The organism is Nocardioides sp. NPDC101246 (genome assembly GCF_044767415.1).
Taxonomy (GTDB): domain Bacteria; phylum Actinomycetota; class Actinomycetes; order Propionibacteriales; family Nocardioidaceae; genus Nocardioides.
In genome coordinates this window covers 350,157-364,473 of sequence record NZ_JBIWNX010000004.1, presented here as the reverse complement: position 1 = coordinate 364,473, position 14,317 = coordinate 350,157, and the positions used below count along the sequence as shown (strand labels likewise).

14 protein-coding genes are annotated in these 14,317 nt (G+C 72.2%); 12 read left to right on the top strand and 2 right to left on the bottom strand.

What is annotated here, in order from left to right:
* Positions 1-6: 6 nt before the first annotated feature.
* Positions 7-915, bottom strand: coding sequence for an acyl-CoA thioesterase (locus ACIRON_RS09540; protein ID WP_402992051.1), 909 nt, complete (start codon positions 913-915; stop codon positions 7-9).
* Positions 916-1,078: 163 nt separating this feature from the next.
* On the opposite strand from ACIRON_RS09540, the gene ACIRON_RS09535 reads away from it, so the two are divergent.
* From ACIRON_RS09535 to ACIRON_RS09485, 11 genes are all read left to right on the top strand, one after another.
* The gene (locus ACIRON_RS09535; RefSeq protein ID WP_402992049.1) at positions 1,079-2,023 is read left to right on the top strand and encodes a CoA transferase subunit A; all 945 of its coding nucleotides are present in this window, start codon (positions 1,079-1,081) and stop codon (positions 2,021-2,023) included.
* Positions 2,020-2,805: a CoA-transferase subunit beta gene (locus ACIRON_RS09530; RefSeq protein ID WP_402992047.1), complete on the top strand. Its 786-nt coding sequence runs from the start codon at positions 2,020-2,022 to the stop codon at positions 2,803-2,805. Before ACIRON_RS09535 ends, ACIRON_RS09530 begins: the two co-directional genes overlap by 4 nt.
* Positions 2,802-4,184 carry an MFS transporter gene (locus ACIRON_RS09525; RefSeq protein WP_402992046.1) on the top strand — a complete coding sequence of 461 codons (1,383 nt, stop codon included), beginning with the start codon at positions 2,802-2,804 and terminating at the stop codon, positions 4,182-4,184. Before ACIRON_RS09530 ends, ACIRON_RS09525 begins: the two co-directional genes overlap by 4 nt.
* Positions 4,171-5,430, top strand: a complete 1,260-nt coding sequence (locus ACIRON_RS09520) for a CoA transferase (RefSeq protein WP_402992044.1) — start codon at positions 4,171-4,173, stop codon at positions 5,428-5,430. The genes ACIRON_RS09525 and ACIRON_RS09520 overlap by 14 nt, the downstream gene beginning before the upstream one ends.
* Before the next feature lie 79 nt (positions 5,431-5,509).
* Positions 5,510-6,343, top strand: coding sequence for an HpcH/HpaI aldolase/citrate lyase family protein (locus ACIRON_RS09515; protein WP_402992042.1), 834 nt, complete (start codon positions 5,510-5,512; stop codon positions 6,341-6,343).
* Positions 6,340-7,500, top strand: coding sequence for an acyl-CoA dehydrogenase family protein (locus tag ACIRON_RS09510; protein ID WP_402992040.1), 1,161 nt, complete (start codon positions 6,340-6,342; stop codon positions 7,498-7,500). The genes ACIRON_RS09515 and ACIRON_RS09510 overlap by 4 nt, the downstream gene beginning before the upstream one ends.
* Position 7,501: 1 nt before the next feature.
* Entirely contained in the window at positions 7,502-8,239 is a 738-nt protein-coding gene (gene fabG / locus ACIRON_RS09505; RefSeq protein ID WP_402992038.1) for a 3-oxoacyl-ACP reductase FabG, read from the top strand.
* Positions 8,236-9,105 carry a MaoC family dehydratase N-terminal domain-containing protein gene (locus tag ACIRON_RS09500; RefSeq protein ID WP_402992036.1) on the top strand — a complete coding sequence of 290 codons (870 nt, stop codon included), beginning with the start codon at positions 8,236-8,238 and terminating at the stop codon, positions 9,103-9,105. Before fabG ends, ACIRON_RS09500 begins: the two co-directional genes overlap by 4 nt.
* 13 nt (positions 9,106-9,118) lie before the next feature.
* Positions 9,119-10,342 (top strand): acetyl-CoA C-acetyltransferase, encoded by a 1,224-nt coding sequence (locus ACIRON_RS09495; RefSeq protein WP_402992034.1) that lies wholly within the window; start codon positions 9,119-9,121, stop codon positions 10,340-10,342.
* The gene (locus tag ACIRON_RS09490) at positions 10,342-10,794 is read left to right on the top strand and encodes a MaoC family dehydratase (RefSeq protein WP_402992032.1); all 453 of its coding nucleotides are present in this window, start codon (positions 10,342-10,344) and stop codon (positions 10,792-10,794) included. The genes ACIRON_RS09495 and ACIRON_RS09490 overlap by 1 nt, the downstream gene beginning before the upstream one ends.
* Positions 10,795-10,989: 195 nt before the next feature.
* Complete coding sequence (locus ACIRON_RS09485) at positions 10,990-12,312, top strand: MFS transporter (RefSeq protein WP_402992030.1); 1,323 nt, start codon at positions 10,990-10,992, stop codon at positions 12,310-12,312.
* A gap of 20 nt (positions 12,313-12,332) precedes the next feature.
* On the opposite strand, the gene ACIRON_RS09480 is transcribed toward ACIRON_RS09485, so the two are convergent.
* Positions 12,333-12,935: a TetR/AcrR family transcriptional regulator gene (locus ACIRON_RS09480; RefSeq protein ID WP_402992028.1), complete on the bottom strand. Its 603-nt coding sequence runs from the start codon at positions 12,933-12,935 to the stop codon at positions 12,333-12,335.
* A 61-nt stretch (positions 12,936-12,996) separates the two neighbouring features.
* Between ACIRON_RS09480 and ACIRON_RS09475 the strand changes: the two genes are divergently transcribed.
* Positions 12,997-14,304, top strand: coding sequence for a hypothetical protein (locus ACIRON_RS09475; protein WP_402992026.1), 1,308 nt, complete (start codon positions 12,997-12,999; stop codon positions 14,302-14,304).
* The last annotated feature ends 13 nt before the right edge of the window (positions 14,305-14,317 follow it).

Genomic DNA, 14,317 nt, shown 5'->3' with positions numbered 1-14,317 from the left:
CCACGGTCAGGGGGCGGTCGCGACCTTCACGAGACCGACCTGCGACGCGGTGGCGACGTGGCGACCGGCCGCGTCGAACAGCTCGCCGACGCCGTGGGCACGCCCGTGGGCGATCGACTCCACCCGGCAGTCGAACTGGTGCCACTGGGTCAGATCGGCGGCGGCATGGAACGTCAGCGCGTGGGTCAGGCTGAGGATCCGGGCGCCCGGCTTGTGCCGTGCTGACCCGAGCGCCAGGAACGAGGCCTCCAGGATGCTCATGTCACTCACGTAGGCGACCAGCGCCGCCCGCAGGACCGCGTCGTCAGGCAGCGGGCCGGTCGCCCGGAAGAAGGTGGTCTGCCGGTCGTTCGGCTCGGCGAGGGTGAAGTACGGCGGGGCCACCGCGTGCCGGAAGTGGATCGGTCGCCGAAGCCGCCACCAGGGCGGGATCCGCTCGTCGGAGCCGAACCTGTCGGCGTGGTCCGGCAGCGTCTCGGGGTCGGGCGCGGGCGCCCGCCGGGCGGAGCTGTAGGAGGGCAGGTCGTCACGGACCGTCGCCCACCGCGTGACCGCGCCGAACAGCTCCTCCCCCGCGTCGTCGAGCAGTCGGCTGCGCCGGGTCGCCAGCGACGGTGCGTCCGAGACGACGGTGACCTCCCAGTGCAGCGGCCGGTCCGTCGGCACTCCGCCGACGAAGTCGGCCTGCAGGCTGATGATCCGCTGGTCGGCCCGGATCCCACGGCCGGCGGCGACCAGCGCCTGAGCCAGGAGGAGGCCTCCGAAGAGCCTGCCGGCGGGATGCGGCTGAGGTTGCCCGATCCAATGACTGACCCGGCCGGTCGGCTCGTCGACGCAGCTCAGGTCGAGAAGGTCGAGCAGCTCGTCGAGGGTCAGGGCAGCACGAGTGTCAGCGGCAGGAGAGGCAGGGTCCACGCGGCTCATTGTGCCGTCGTTTGTCATCACTTTCGATATCTGTCTCGAACTATTCATACGTATCCGTCAACAGTGAGCGGCGGAAGAAGTATTGGAGTTCGGCACGCGGCTGGCGGCAGGCTGGGACCACTGACCACCCCCTGCCCGCCCCCGAGGAGCCCCCATGGCCACGCCCGACAAGGTCACCGATCTCACCTCGGCGGTGGCCGCCCACGTACGCGACGGCATGACGGTCGCGCTGGAGGGCTTCGGCCACCTGATCCCGTTCGCGGCAGGCCACGAGATCATCCGGCAGGGTCGTCGGGACCTGACGTTCTGCCGGATGACCCCCGACCTGCTGGCCGACCAGATGATCGCCGCCGGCTGCGTCTCGAAGCTCGTGGCCTCGTTCTTCGCCAGCGGTTCGGCGGGCTCCCTGCACGAGGTCCGGCGCCGCGTGGAGAGAGCCGATCCAGCGCCGCTCGAGGTCGAGGAGTACAGCCACTACGGCATGGTCTGCCGCTACCAGGCCGGCGCCTCCGGGCTGCCGTTCTTCCCGCTCCGCTCCTACGCCGGCAGCGATCTGCCGAAGCTCAACCCACGGATCCGCAAGGTCGCCGATCCCTACGGCGGACCCGACATCTACGTCGTGCCACCGCTGCGCCCGGACGTGACGATCCTCCACGCCCAGCGCGCCGACCGCTCCGGCAACGTCCAGATGTGGGGCATCGTCGGGGCCCAGCAGGAGGCGGCGTACGCGGCCGAGACCGTGATCGTGACCGTCGAGGAGATCGTCGAGGAGGACGTGGTCCGCTCCGACCCGAACCGCACCGTCCTGCCCTCGCACGCGGTCACCGCGGTGGTGGAGTGCCCCGGCGGCGCCCACCCGTCCTACACGCAGGGTCACTACGACCGTGACAACGCCTTCTACCGGGAGTGGACGCCGATCAGCCGCGACCGGGAGGCGGTGCTCGGCTGGCTCGAGGAGTGGGTGCACGGCGTCCCCGACCGGGAGGCGTATCTCGACAAGCTCGGCGCAGAGCGCTGGGCCGGGCTCGGTGTCGCTCCCCGACCCTCGCAGCCCGTCGACTTCGGCCGCCGCCGGGTGGCCGCCCAGGAGGCATCATGAGTACGCCGCTCTCGGACGTTGCTCCGGCCAGCACCGAGTTCCTGGCCGCGGTCGCCGCTCGGCAGCTGGTCGGCAAGCACCGGGTCTTCGCCGGCGTCGGGCTGCCGACGCTCGCCGTCGACCTGGCCCGCCGCACCGTGAACCCCGACGTCGAGCTGGTCTACGAGTCGGGGATCTGCGGCGCGCAGCCGGAGGGACTGGCGGAGGGCATCGCCGACTCGGTGCTGGTCTCCGGGGCCGCCGCGGTGCTGAGCATGCCCGCGCTGTTCGGCTACGTGCTGCAGCGCGGCCACGTCGACGTCGGCTTCCTCGGCGCGGCCCAGGTCGACCGCTGGGGCAGCCTCAACACCAGCTTCATCGGCGACTGGGACAAGCCGACCGTCCGGCTCCCCGGCGCCGGCGGCGCCGCGGAGATCATGCCGAACGCCGGCGAGTGCGTGGTGGTGCTGCGTCGCCACGACCCCGGTGCCCTGCCGGCGGAGCTCGACTTCTGCACCTCGCCCAGCCCGGTGCGCGCGCATCAGGAGGACCCGCGGATGGTGCCTCCCGGCCACGGGGTCTCGACCGTGATCACCCCGATGGCGGTGCTGCGCCGCCCCGACAAGCTCGGCGAGCTCGAGATCAGCGAGGTCCACCCCGGCCTCACCGTCGACGACGTCCGCGCCGCGACCGGGTGGAACATCCCGGTCGCCGAGGACGTACGCGAGACCGACCGGCCCACCGTCGAGGAGGTCAGGCTGCTCCGCGACGAGATCGACACGGTGCGGCTCTACCTCCGATGAGCCCGTCCACCCTCACGTACGAACCCCGCCGGACGGCGTACGTCGCCCTGCTGGCGTGCTCCACGCTCGGCACCCTGTCGAGCACGATCATCAGCGCGCCGATCAACGTGATCGCGCACGCGATCGGGGCCTCGCCACGCGGGATCGTCTTCGCGGTCAGCGCCTTCACCCTGGCGATGGTCGTCTTCGCCCCGATCTCGGGCTGGATGTGCCAGCGGTTCGGCTCCCGATGGGTGCTCGCCGGGTCGCTGCTGCTGATGGTGGCGGCGCAGGCGGGTGCCGCGTTCAGCCAGGGGCTCGCGTTCCTGGTCGTGATGCGCGCCCTGCAGGGGATCGCGTGCTCGGCGGTGCCGCCCGCGATCCAGCAGGTGCTCGGCCGGCACTGGGCCGGCAACCGGGCCCGGGTGATGGCCGCCTGGGCGGCCGCGATCGGCGTCGGCCAGGCGCTCGGCCCGCCGCTGGGCGGTCTGGTCGCCGACACGCTCGGCTGGCGGTGGGTGTTCCTCACCCATGCCTCGCTCAGCGCGGTGCTGCTGGTGCTGTGCCTGACCGTCGTCCCTGACGTCCCGCCGTCCGACGCCCCGCTCCACGTCAGCGGCATGGCGACGCTTCTGGTCGGGGTCGGTGCCCTCGTCGGCGCCGTCAGCTGGCTGGGGCAGCACGGCGAGGTCGCGGTGGCGGCCGCGATGGCGGCCGTGGGCGTGCTCGCCCTGGTCGTGCACAGCCGGCTCGGGCGCACCAGCGCCGGGCCGTTCGTACCGCCCGGCCTCCTCACCGAGCGGAGGTTCGTCGCGAGCACGATGGCCGCCGGAACGGTGATGGGCTGCCTCGGCGTGGCGATCGTCGCCACTCCCCTGCACCTGGGCCGTGACCTCGGCCTGGGGCCGGGACACATCGGCGTCACCATGCTCGCGCTGGCCCTGGCGATGACGCTCGCCGCACCGCTCTCCTCCCGGATCACCGAACGGTTCACCGCCCGGCGCACCCTGCGCGGCGGGCTGGTGCTGCTCGCGCTCGGCCTGCTCGCGCTGCCGCTGGCCGCGACCGCCTCCGGGTCCGGCACGGTCGTCGGGCTCACCGTGGCCGCGCTGGTGCTGACCGGGGCTGCGATCGGTGTCGTCCAGGCGACCTCGGCACTCGGCCTGATGACCTCGCCGGCGGCCGCCGACGGGGTCGCGCTCGGGATCCACAACATGCTCCGCTTCACCGGCCTCGCCATCGGCTACTCCTGGGTCGCGATCGCCTACCCGACCGGAAATCTCTCGCTCGTCTACGGCGTGCCGGTCGCCGCGGTCGCCCTGACCTGGGCGATGGCCGGTCCCGGCCCTGCCGCCCCCTCCCAGCCCGTTACCGAAAGGGTGCTCCATGACCACCGCTGACCCCGCTACCGCCCCGCTCGCCGGCCCGCTCGCGGGCCTGAGAGTCGTCGAGGTGTCGAGCTTCGTGGCGACGCCGCTGTGCGGCACCACCCTGGCGCAGCTCGGCGCCGAGGTGATCCGCGTCGAGCCGCTCGAGGGCGCACCGGACCGAACCCGATGGCCGCTCAGCGACGACGGCGCCAGCCTCTACTGGAACGGGCTCAACCCCGGCAAGAAGGCCATCGCCGTCGACTGCACCCACCCCGAGGGACGGCAGCTGGTCTCCGACCTCGTCGTCTCGGGCGGCCCGTCCGGCGGCATCGTGGTCACCAACACCGAGCGCTGGACCGAGCTCGGGTACGCCGCGCTGCGCGCCCGCCGCGACGACGTCATCCACGTGCTCCTCACCGGCCGCCACGACGGCGGGACCGCCGTCGACTACACCGTCCAGGCCGGCACCGGCTTCCCGCTCGTGACCGGCCCGGAGGAGCATGCGGCACCGGTGAACGGCGTGGTCCCGGCCTGGGACCTCGCAGCCGGGCTCCACCTCGCGACCGGTCTGCTGGCCGCCGAGCGCCGGCGCACGGTCACCGGCGAGGGCGCCGAGGTGCGGGTCGCGCTGGAGGACGTCGCCCTCGCGGTCGCCGGCAACCTCGGCTACCTCGCCGAGGCGCAGCTGCGGCCGGCCGGCGAGCGCGGCTCGATCGGCAACCACGTCTACGGCACCTTCGGCCGCGACTTCACGACCGCGGACGGCGACCGCTTCATGCTGGTGGCCCTCACCCCGCGGCAGTGGTCGGACCTGCTGGGCATCACCGGCCTCGGCGACGCGGTGGCCGCGCTCGCCCGCGCACTCGAGGCCGACTTCTCCGACGAGGGCGCTCGGTTCCGGCACCGCACGGTGCTCGGCGGCCTGGTCGCCGCCTGGTTCGAGCAGCACGAGACGGCGTACGTCACGAAGGCTCTCGCGCAGACCCGGATCCTGTGGTCGCCCTACCGCAGCTTCCGCGACCTCGCCGCCGACGACGCCCGGCTGCTGCGCGAGCACCCGCTGTTCTCGACGATCGACCAGCCCGGCGTCGGCGAGCTGCTCGCCCCGGGCGCGCCGATCACCGTCGACGGCCGGCGGAGCGCACCCCGGCCGGCGCCCGCCGTCGGACAGGACACCGGTGAGGTGCTCGCCGGCGTTCTCGGGCTGCCCAGCGACAGACTGGACGACCTGATCGGTCGCGGTGTCATCGGCAACCGCGAGATGGTGGTCCGATGAGCGAGCGCCAGCGAGTGATCATCAGGTCATTCATCGGGCGGCGTCCGTATTCTGGCGCTCGCGCTACGGAGGTCGCCCGATGAGCACCGTAGAGACCGCACGCACCTGGCTGTTCGTACCCGGCGACCGACCGGAGCGGTTCGCCAAGGCGGCCGCGGCCGGCCCCGACGTGGTCGTCCTCGATCTCGAGGACGCGGTCGCCCCGGCGTCCAAGGACGCGGCCCGCGGCCACGTCATCGGCTGGCTCCCCCGGGCCGAGGTCACCGTGGCGGTGCGCGTCAACGCCGCCGGCTCCGCCTGGCACGACGCCGACATCGCCGCGTTGGCGGCCCTCGACGCTCCGACGACCGTGGTGCTGCCGAAGGCCGACAGCCCCGAGATCGTGGCGACCGTCCTGGCCGCGCTCCCCGACCGTTCCGCAGTCGTGGCGCTGGTCGAGACCGCGCTCGGCATCGCGCGAGCCATCGACCTGGCCCGCTCCCCCGGAGTCGTACGCCTCGCCTTCGGCAGCTACGACCTGGCCGCCGAGCTCGGCGTCGACCCGGAGCACGCCCCGGCGCTGGCGTCCGCCCGCGGCCAGCTGGTGCTCGCCTCCGCGATCGGCGGCCTGGCCGGACCGATCGACGGCGTCACCGGCGACGTACGCGACCACGAGCGGCTGACCGCCGACATCACCGCGGCCGCGGCTCTCGGGTTCGCCGGCAAGCTCTGCATCCACCCCGGCCAGGTGGCCCCCACCGCCACCGCACTGGCCCCCACCCCCGACGAGGTCGCCTGGGCCGAGCGTGTCCTGGCCGCCGCGACCGAGGATGGCGTCGCCCTCGTCGACGGCCGGATGGTCGACGCCCCCGTCGTCGCCCGCGCCCGCCGCATCGTCTCCCTCACCCGACCCAACCCAGGAGCAGCCAGATGAGCAGCCTGACCCCTGACGAGCAGGACATGGTCCGGCTCGTCGCCGACTTCGTCGACGAGCGCGTACGCCCCCGGGTGCGCGAGTTCGAGGCCGACGACATCTACCCCGAGGAACTCATCGAGGAGATGAAGAAGCTCGGCTTCTTCGGCCTCCTGGTGCCCGCCGAGCACGGCGGCGTCGACGTGAGCACGGCCTGCTTCGCGCGGGTGACCGAGGAGCTCGCCCGTGGCTGGATGAGCCTGGCCGGCGCGATCGGCGGGCACTCGGTGATCAGCTACCTGGTGCGCCACTTCGGCACCGCTCAGCAACAGCAGGACTACCTGCCCCGGATGGCCGACGGCAGCCTGCGCGCCACGATGGCGCTGACCGAGCCGTCCGGCGGCAGCGACCTGCAGGGCATGCGTACCTTCGCCGACGCCGAGGGCGACGACCTCCTCATCACCGGCTCGAAGACCTGGATCTCCAACGCCCAGCACGCCGGCCTGATCGGGCTGCTCTGCATCACCGACCGCTCCGCGAAGCCCGCGCACCGGGGCATGAGCGTGGTGCTAGTCGAACCCGGCGACGGGCTCACCGTCTCGGGCAAGATCCCCAAGCTCGGCTACCGCGGCGTCGAGGCCTGCGAGCTCACCTTCGACAAGATGCGCGTCCCGGCGACCGCCGTCCTCGGCGGTACGCCCCACCTCGGCTGGGGCCACATGATGCGCGGCCTCGAGGTCGGCCGGATCCAGGTCGCCGCCCGCGCCGTCGGCGTCGGCCAGGCCGCGCTCGACGACGCGCTCTCCTACGCCCAGACCCGGGAGAGCTTCGGCAAGCCGATCTGGAAGCACCAGTCGGTCGGCAACCTGCTCGCCGAGATGGGCACCAAGATGCGCGCCGCCCGGCTGATGACCGTCGACGCGGCCGAGCGGCTCGACGCCGGCGACCGCGCCGACATGGAGGCCGGGATGGCCAAGCTCTTCGCCTCGGAGGCGGCCATGCAGGTCGCCCTCGACGCGGTGCGGGTGCACGGCGGCTACGGCTACTCCAAGGAGTACGACGTGGAGCGCTACTTCCGCGACGCCCCGCTGATGATCGTCGGCGAGGGCACCAACGAGATCCAGCGCAACGTGATCGCCGCCCAGCTGGTGGCGCGCAACCAGAAGGGTAAGAACTGACATGGCACTTCTCCAGAACCGGACCGCGGTCATCACCGGCGGCGCCCAGGGCATCGGCCTCGCCGTCGCCGAGCGCTTCGTGGCGGAGGGGGCCCGGGTGGTGCTGGCCGATCTCGACGGCGCCGCCGCCGAGGCCGCCGCCAAGGAGCTGGGCCCGGACGTGGCCACCGGCATCGCCTGCGACGTGGTCAGCGCCGAGGACGTGGAGCGCGCTCTCGAGACCGCGGTCGCGACGTACGGCTCGCTCGACATCGTCGTCAACAACGCCGGCATCACCCGCGACGCGACCATGCGGAAGATGACCGAGGACCAGTTCGACCAGGTCATCGCGGTGCACCTGAAGGGCTGCTGGCACGGCACCCGGCTCGCCGCCGCCCGGATGCGCGAGCAGAAGTCCGGCGCGATCGTGAACATCTCCTCCATCTCCGGCAAGGTCGGCATGGTCGGGCAGACCAACTACTCCGCCGCGAAGGCCGGCATCGTCGGGCTGACCAAGGCCGCCGCCAAGGAGATGGCCCACCACGGCGTCCGCGTCAACGCGATCCAGCCCGGTCTGATCCGCTCCGCGATGACCGAGGCGATGCCGCAGCGGATCTGGGACGAGAAGATGGCCGAGATCCCGATGGGTCGCGCCGGCGAGCCGGCCGAGATCGCCAACGTCGCGCTCTTCTACGCCTCCTCGCTCTCCTCGTACATGACCGGCACGGTCGCCGAGGTGACCGGCGGAAGGTTCATGTGAGCTGGCGGCCGCGGCGGGTGACGTCGGTCGAGACCCTCGAGGCGGGTCCGGCCGGCGCCCTCGGCGCGCTCCTCGACAGCGGCGCTCCGGTGCCGGTCGCCGGGGACGTACTCCCGCCGCTGTGGCACTGGGTCGCGCTTCCGCGCTGGCCGGTGTCCTCGGTCATCGGCGTCGACGGTCACCCGCGCCGCGGGGACTTCCTGCCGCCGATCGACCTGCCCCGGCGGATGTTCGCCGGCGGCGAGGTGACCTTCCACGGCGACCTCCGGGTCGGCGCCGAGGTCGTCCGCGAGTCCGAGGTCGTCTCCGTCGAGGAGAAGGACGGCCGCAGCGGCCGGCTGGCGGTCGTCGAGGTGCTCACCCGCCTGGTCGACGCCGAGCGCGACGACCTGCTCGTGGAGGAACGGCAGAACCTGATCTACCGCGACGCCGCACCTGCGCCCTCGTCGTTCCCGGACCCCGAGCCCGCAGTCGTCGACCCCGCCGGCCCACCGCTGGTGCCCGAGGACGACGGCTGGCGCTTCGTCACCGACCCGACGCTGCTGATGCGGTTCAGCGCGGCGAGCGCCAACCCGCACCGGATCCACTACGACTGGCCCTACGCCACCCGGGTCGAGGGCTATCCGGGCCTCGTCGTGCACGGCCCGCTCTCGACCCTGGTACTCGCAGAGGCGATCCGGCTGGCCCACCCCGACCGGGCCGTACGCCTCCTGAGGCATCGCAACACCGCTCCGCTGTTCTGCGGAGACCCTGCCCTCGTGAGCATCGACCGACCTGCCCCCGACACCGCCGAGGTGGCGCTGCGGCGCCCCGACGGCACCGCGCTGGCCGGCCTGAGGGCCGAGCTGGCGACCGCAACCCCGTGAAAGGCATCCACCCATGAACGACACCTCCCGCGACGTGGTCATCTGCGAGCCCGTCCGCACCCCGATCGGCCGCTACGGCGGCGTCTTCAAGGACCTGAGCCCGGTCGACCTCGGCGTCACCGCGCTGCAGGGCCTGCTCACCCGCACCGGCATCGACCCGGAGCGGATCGACGACGTCATCCTCGGCCACTGCTACCCCAACGCCGAGGCGCCGGCGATCGGCCGCGTGGTCGGGCTCGACGCCGGGCTCCCGGTCACCGTCGGCGGTCAGCAGGTCGACCGTCGCTGCGGGTCCGGGCTGCAGGCCGTCGCCAACGCGGTGATGCAGGTGGCCTCCGGCGCCAGCGAGATCGTGGTCGCCGGCGGCGCGGAGTCGATGAGCAACGTCGCCTTCTACTCCCTCGACATGCGCTGGGGCGGCGCACGCAGCGGCGTGCAGATCCACGACGGCCTCACCCGTGGCCGCCAGACCCCGGGCGGCCGGTTCCACCCGGTGCCCGGCGGCATGCTCGAGACCGCCGAGAACCTGCGCCGGGAGTACGCCATCGGCCGCGAGGAGCAGGACCGGCTCGCCGTCAGCTCCCACCAGCGGGCCGTCGCCGCCCAGCAGAGCGGCGTCTTCGCCGACGAGATCGTGCCGGTCACCGTGCCATCACGGAAGGGCGATGTCGTCGTCGACACCGACGAGCACCCCCGCGCCGACACCACGATGGAGTCGCTCGCGAAGCTGCGGCCGATCCTCGGCTCCTCCGACCCGGAGGCGACCGTCACCGCCGGCAACGCCAGCGGCCAGAACGACGCCGCCGCGATGTGCCTGGTCACCACCGCAGAGACGGCCGAGCAGCTCGGCCTGCGGCCGCTGGTCCGGCTCGTGTCCTGGGCCGCTGCCGGCGTACGTCCTGACGTGATGGGCATCGGCCCTGTCCCCGCCACCGAGGCGGCCCTCGCCAAGGCCGGCCTGACGATGGCCGACATCGACGTCATCGAGCTCAACGAGGCCTTCGCCGCCCAGGCGCTGGCGGTGATGCGCGAGTGGAAGTTCACCGACGAGGACCTCGAGCGCACCAACGTCCACGGCTCCGGCATCTCCCTCGGCCACCCCGTCGGCGCCACCGGCGTACGGATGCTCGGCACGCTCGCCCGCGAGCTGCACCGCCGCGAGGCCCGCTACGGCCTCGAGACCATGTGCATCGGCGGCGGCCAGGGCCTCGCGGCCGTCTTCGAGCGGATCGCCTGATGCGTACGTTCACCTCGATCGAGGCGATCGAGGCCGCTGTCGGCGAGGAGCTCGGCACCACGGACTGGGTGCAGATCACCCAGGACCGGGTGAACCGCTTCGCGGAGCTCACCGGCGACCAGCAGTGGATCCATGTCGACGTCGAGCGCGCCACCGCCTCCTCGTTCGGCGGCACGATCGCGCACGGCTACCTCACCCTGTCGATGCTGCCGGGCTTCTCCACCGAGCTCTACACGATCGCGGCCGGCTCGGCCCGGCTCAACTACGGGCTCGAGAAGGTGCGGTTCCCCGCACCGGTCGCGGTCGGCACCAAGATCCGGGCCACGCCGCGGATCAAGGAGGTCCGGGCGGTCCCGGCCGGGACCCAGGTGCTGGTCGCCTGGACCGTCGAGGCCGAAGGCGCCGAGCGACCGGTCTGCGTCGCGGAGAGCATCACGCTGGTCCTCCCCTGACACCTCACGAGGCCGCCGATCGTCCCTGTGGACGATCGGCGGCCTTGGCATGCCCGGAACTCATTGGGCTCAAGGGTGATATCAATGCCATCTACATTTGGTGTTGGACGTGCAATGGCGATCGTTCCTAGTGTGAACGCGGTCACACAGCATTCCGGTGCGTGACGACACACAATCCCCGGAGGAGCAGTCCCCATGACCCAGTCAACGCGCGTCCCCGACGAACGGATGGCCCGTAAGGCGGGCATCGCCGCGTTCGTCGGCACCACCATCGAGTGGTACGACTTCTACATCTACGGCACCGCGTCCGCTCTGGTCTTCGGGCCGCTGTTCTTCAGCAACGCCGAGCCCGCGGTCGCGACCCTGCTCTCCTTCGCGACGTTCGCCGTCGGGTTCCTGACCCGGCCGCTCGGCGGCGTGGTCTTCGGCCACCTCGGTGACCGGATCGGCCGCAAGCGCTCCCTGATCCTGACCCTGCTGCTCATGGGCGTCACCACCGTCGGCGTCGGCCTGCTCCCCACGCATGCCGCGATCGGCGCCGCCGCACCGGTGCTGCTGATCATCCTCCGGCTGCTGCAGGGCCTCGCCGTCGGCGGCGAGTGGGGCGGCGCGGTGCTGATCGCGACCGAGCACACCCGCCCCGACCGCGGCTTCCTGTTCGGCGCCTTCGCCCAGCAGGGCTCCCCCGCCGGCCGGATCCTGGCCACCCTCAGCTTCCTCGCCGTCACCGGCCTGCTCCCCGACGACGCCCTTCTCGAATGGGCCTGGCGACTGCCGTTCCTGGCCTCGGCCGCGCTGGTCGTGGTCGGGCTCGTGATCAGGCTCAGCCTCGAGGAGTCCCCGGCGATGAAGGACCTCCAGGAGCGCAACGAGGTCGTCCGGGTCCCGGTGATCGAGCTGTTCCGCAGCAACTCCCGCGAGCTGACCCTCGGCGTCTTCGGCATCCTGTGCGTCTTCGTGGTCGTCTACGCCCGCGACACCTTCGCGCTCTCCTGGGCCACCACCCACCTCGGCTTCGGGAAGGACTCCTTCCTGACGATCATCCTGATCGCCAGCCTCGTGCAGTTCTTCGTGCAGCCGTTCGGCGCGGTGCTCGCCACGCGCTGGAACCCGCGCACCCTGGTCACCGTCCTGCTGGCCCTCGAGATTCCCGCGCTCGCGCTGATGTTCGTGCTGATGGGCACCGGGAACTGGACGCTGGCGATGATCGGCGCGGTGCTGGCCACCATCCCCGACGTGATGTTCTACGCGATCATGGCCGGCATGCTCGCCCAGGCGTTCCCGGCCCGGGTCCGCTACACCGGCATCTCGGTGACGTACGGCCTCTCGGGGGCGCTGTGCGGGACGACGCCGATGATCCTGCAGTGGCTCCTCGACACCTCCGGCAGCATCGTGGTGCCGGTCGCCTTCGGTGTCGTGACCACCGTGATCTCGCTGTTCTGCTCCCGCGCACTGCTCGGCCGGAAGACCGCCGAGGCAGCGGCCGACGAGCCCGCGACGGTTCCCGCCGCGCGCTGATCCCTGACGCCTGATCGCCCTCAGTCGAGCGCCGCGAGGCGGAGCCCCACCTGGTGCTCGACGAGGGCGATCAGGCGTTCCTCGGTCGCCTCGGTCGGATCCTCGAGCCGCATCCTGAGCAGCTCCCGTCCCGACGCGTGCAGCAGACGGGCCACCATCTCCGGGTCGGGGGTGCTCGGGAAGACCGACTCCAGCCCCTGCCGGAGGAAGGCTCGTACGACGGCCTCGGACTCCTCGAGCCGGGCGTGCAGGGCCGGCGGCGCCCCCTGCGGCGGGAACAGGAACAGCCGCCAGGTCGCGCGCGAGGTCGCGAGCGAGTCGAGCGCCACCCGGAAGGTCCCCACGAAGACGGTCGACGGGTCCGAGAGGTCCAGCGCCGCGACCCCGGCGGCGAACTGCTCCCCGGCGCGGGCGAACTCGCGGTCGACGAGGGCGACGTAGAGCCCGGACATGTCCCCGAACTGCTGGTAGAGCACGGGCCGGGTCACGCCGGCCTCCTCCGCGACCCGGTTGGGCGTGGCGGCGTGGAACCCCTCGGCGTCGACGATCGTGAGCAGGACGTCGAGGATCTGCTCGCGGCGGTCCTGGCCGGTCATGCGCTTGCGGGTGGCTGTGGAACTCATTGCTTGACAGCCTAACTTTCAACCTGTCAGATAGGAACTAACAGACTGAAAGTTGAGGGTGATGACGACGACGCTCCACTACCCCGAGCTGGCCGAGCGGGTCCGCTCCCAGGCCGTCCTCCAGCCGCACATGTACGGCGACGTCGACCTGACCGCGACGCCCTACCGCTTCACCACCGACCCGGACGTACGCTCCTCGCTGCCCCGGGGCGTCGACGACCGAGCCGGCCTGCTCGCCGACGAGAAGGTCGTCGAGCTGATGCACTCCGCGACGATGCTCGGCGACGTCGTCGCCGATCCGTACGCCGCCCTGGTCGACGACCACGGCATGAAGGGCCTGATCCGGATGCTGTCCACCGCCTGTCGCGAGGGGGTCGACGCCGTCCCGGACGCACCCGAGGAGCTGCGCACGTTCATCGCGTCCATGGAGGTCGTGCCGGACTGGCTCGACATGGACCTGGTCGAGGAGGGCGCGCGGCACTCCCGGGTCAGCGCGGCGCTGTTCGCGCCGTTCATCATCCGCGGCGCGTTCCTCGCCACCTTCATCAACACCTACGCCGCCCTGCCGATGGCGCTGACCGGCGCGCTCTCCGACAAGCGGGCCGCACGCCGCGTCATCGAGACGAGCAGCTTCTTCGCCGTCACCACTCTGCCGGGCGCCCTCGACCGCTTCGGCGTCGGCTTCGAGACCACCGCACACGTACGCCTGATGCACTCCGTCGTCCGCTACAACGCGCTCAAGCGCTCGGCGAAGTGGGACCAGCAGGTCTTCGGCGTCCCCGTCCCGCAGGTCGACCAGATGCCCGCCGGCATGATCCCGATCTACATCCTGGCCACGGCCGCGGTGCGCCAGGGCCGCACCGAGTGGACCGCCCGCGAGCGCGCGATCCACGAGTTCGTCCGCTATCGCTGCTTCCTCATGGGGCTGCCCGAGGATCTCCTGCCCGCCGACCCCGAGGGCATCGTCCGGGTCTTCCACGCCCGGGCGGCGACGCTGCGCCACGACTTCGACGACGCCACCTGCGGAGAGCTGGTGCGCTCCACCCTCGCGGCCTACCTCCGCCCGGGACGTACGCCCTACGACCGGGTCGCCGACCGCGTCGAGCTCGCCTGGAGCCGGACCTTCTTCACCCAGGCGTTCGGCCGCGGCAGCGGGACGATGGGCGTCGATCTCGCCCTGCTCGACCGCGCCCTCGTCGCCGCGACCGCGCCCTTCGTCCTCGGCCGCTACGTCCTGGTCACCCGCGCCTGCTCCGGCCGGTTCCACGCGCCGTTCGACGCCTACACCCTCCGGGTGCTGCGCAAGCGGCTGACGGCGTACGGGGTCGACGAGGCGATGACCGAGGCGCACGGCACGATGGCCGGCTGAGGGAGGCCCGCGT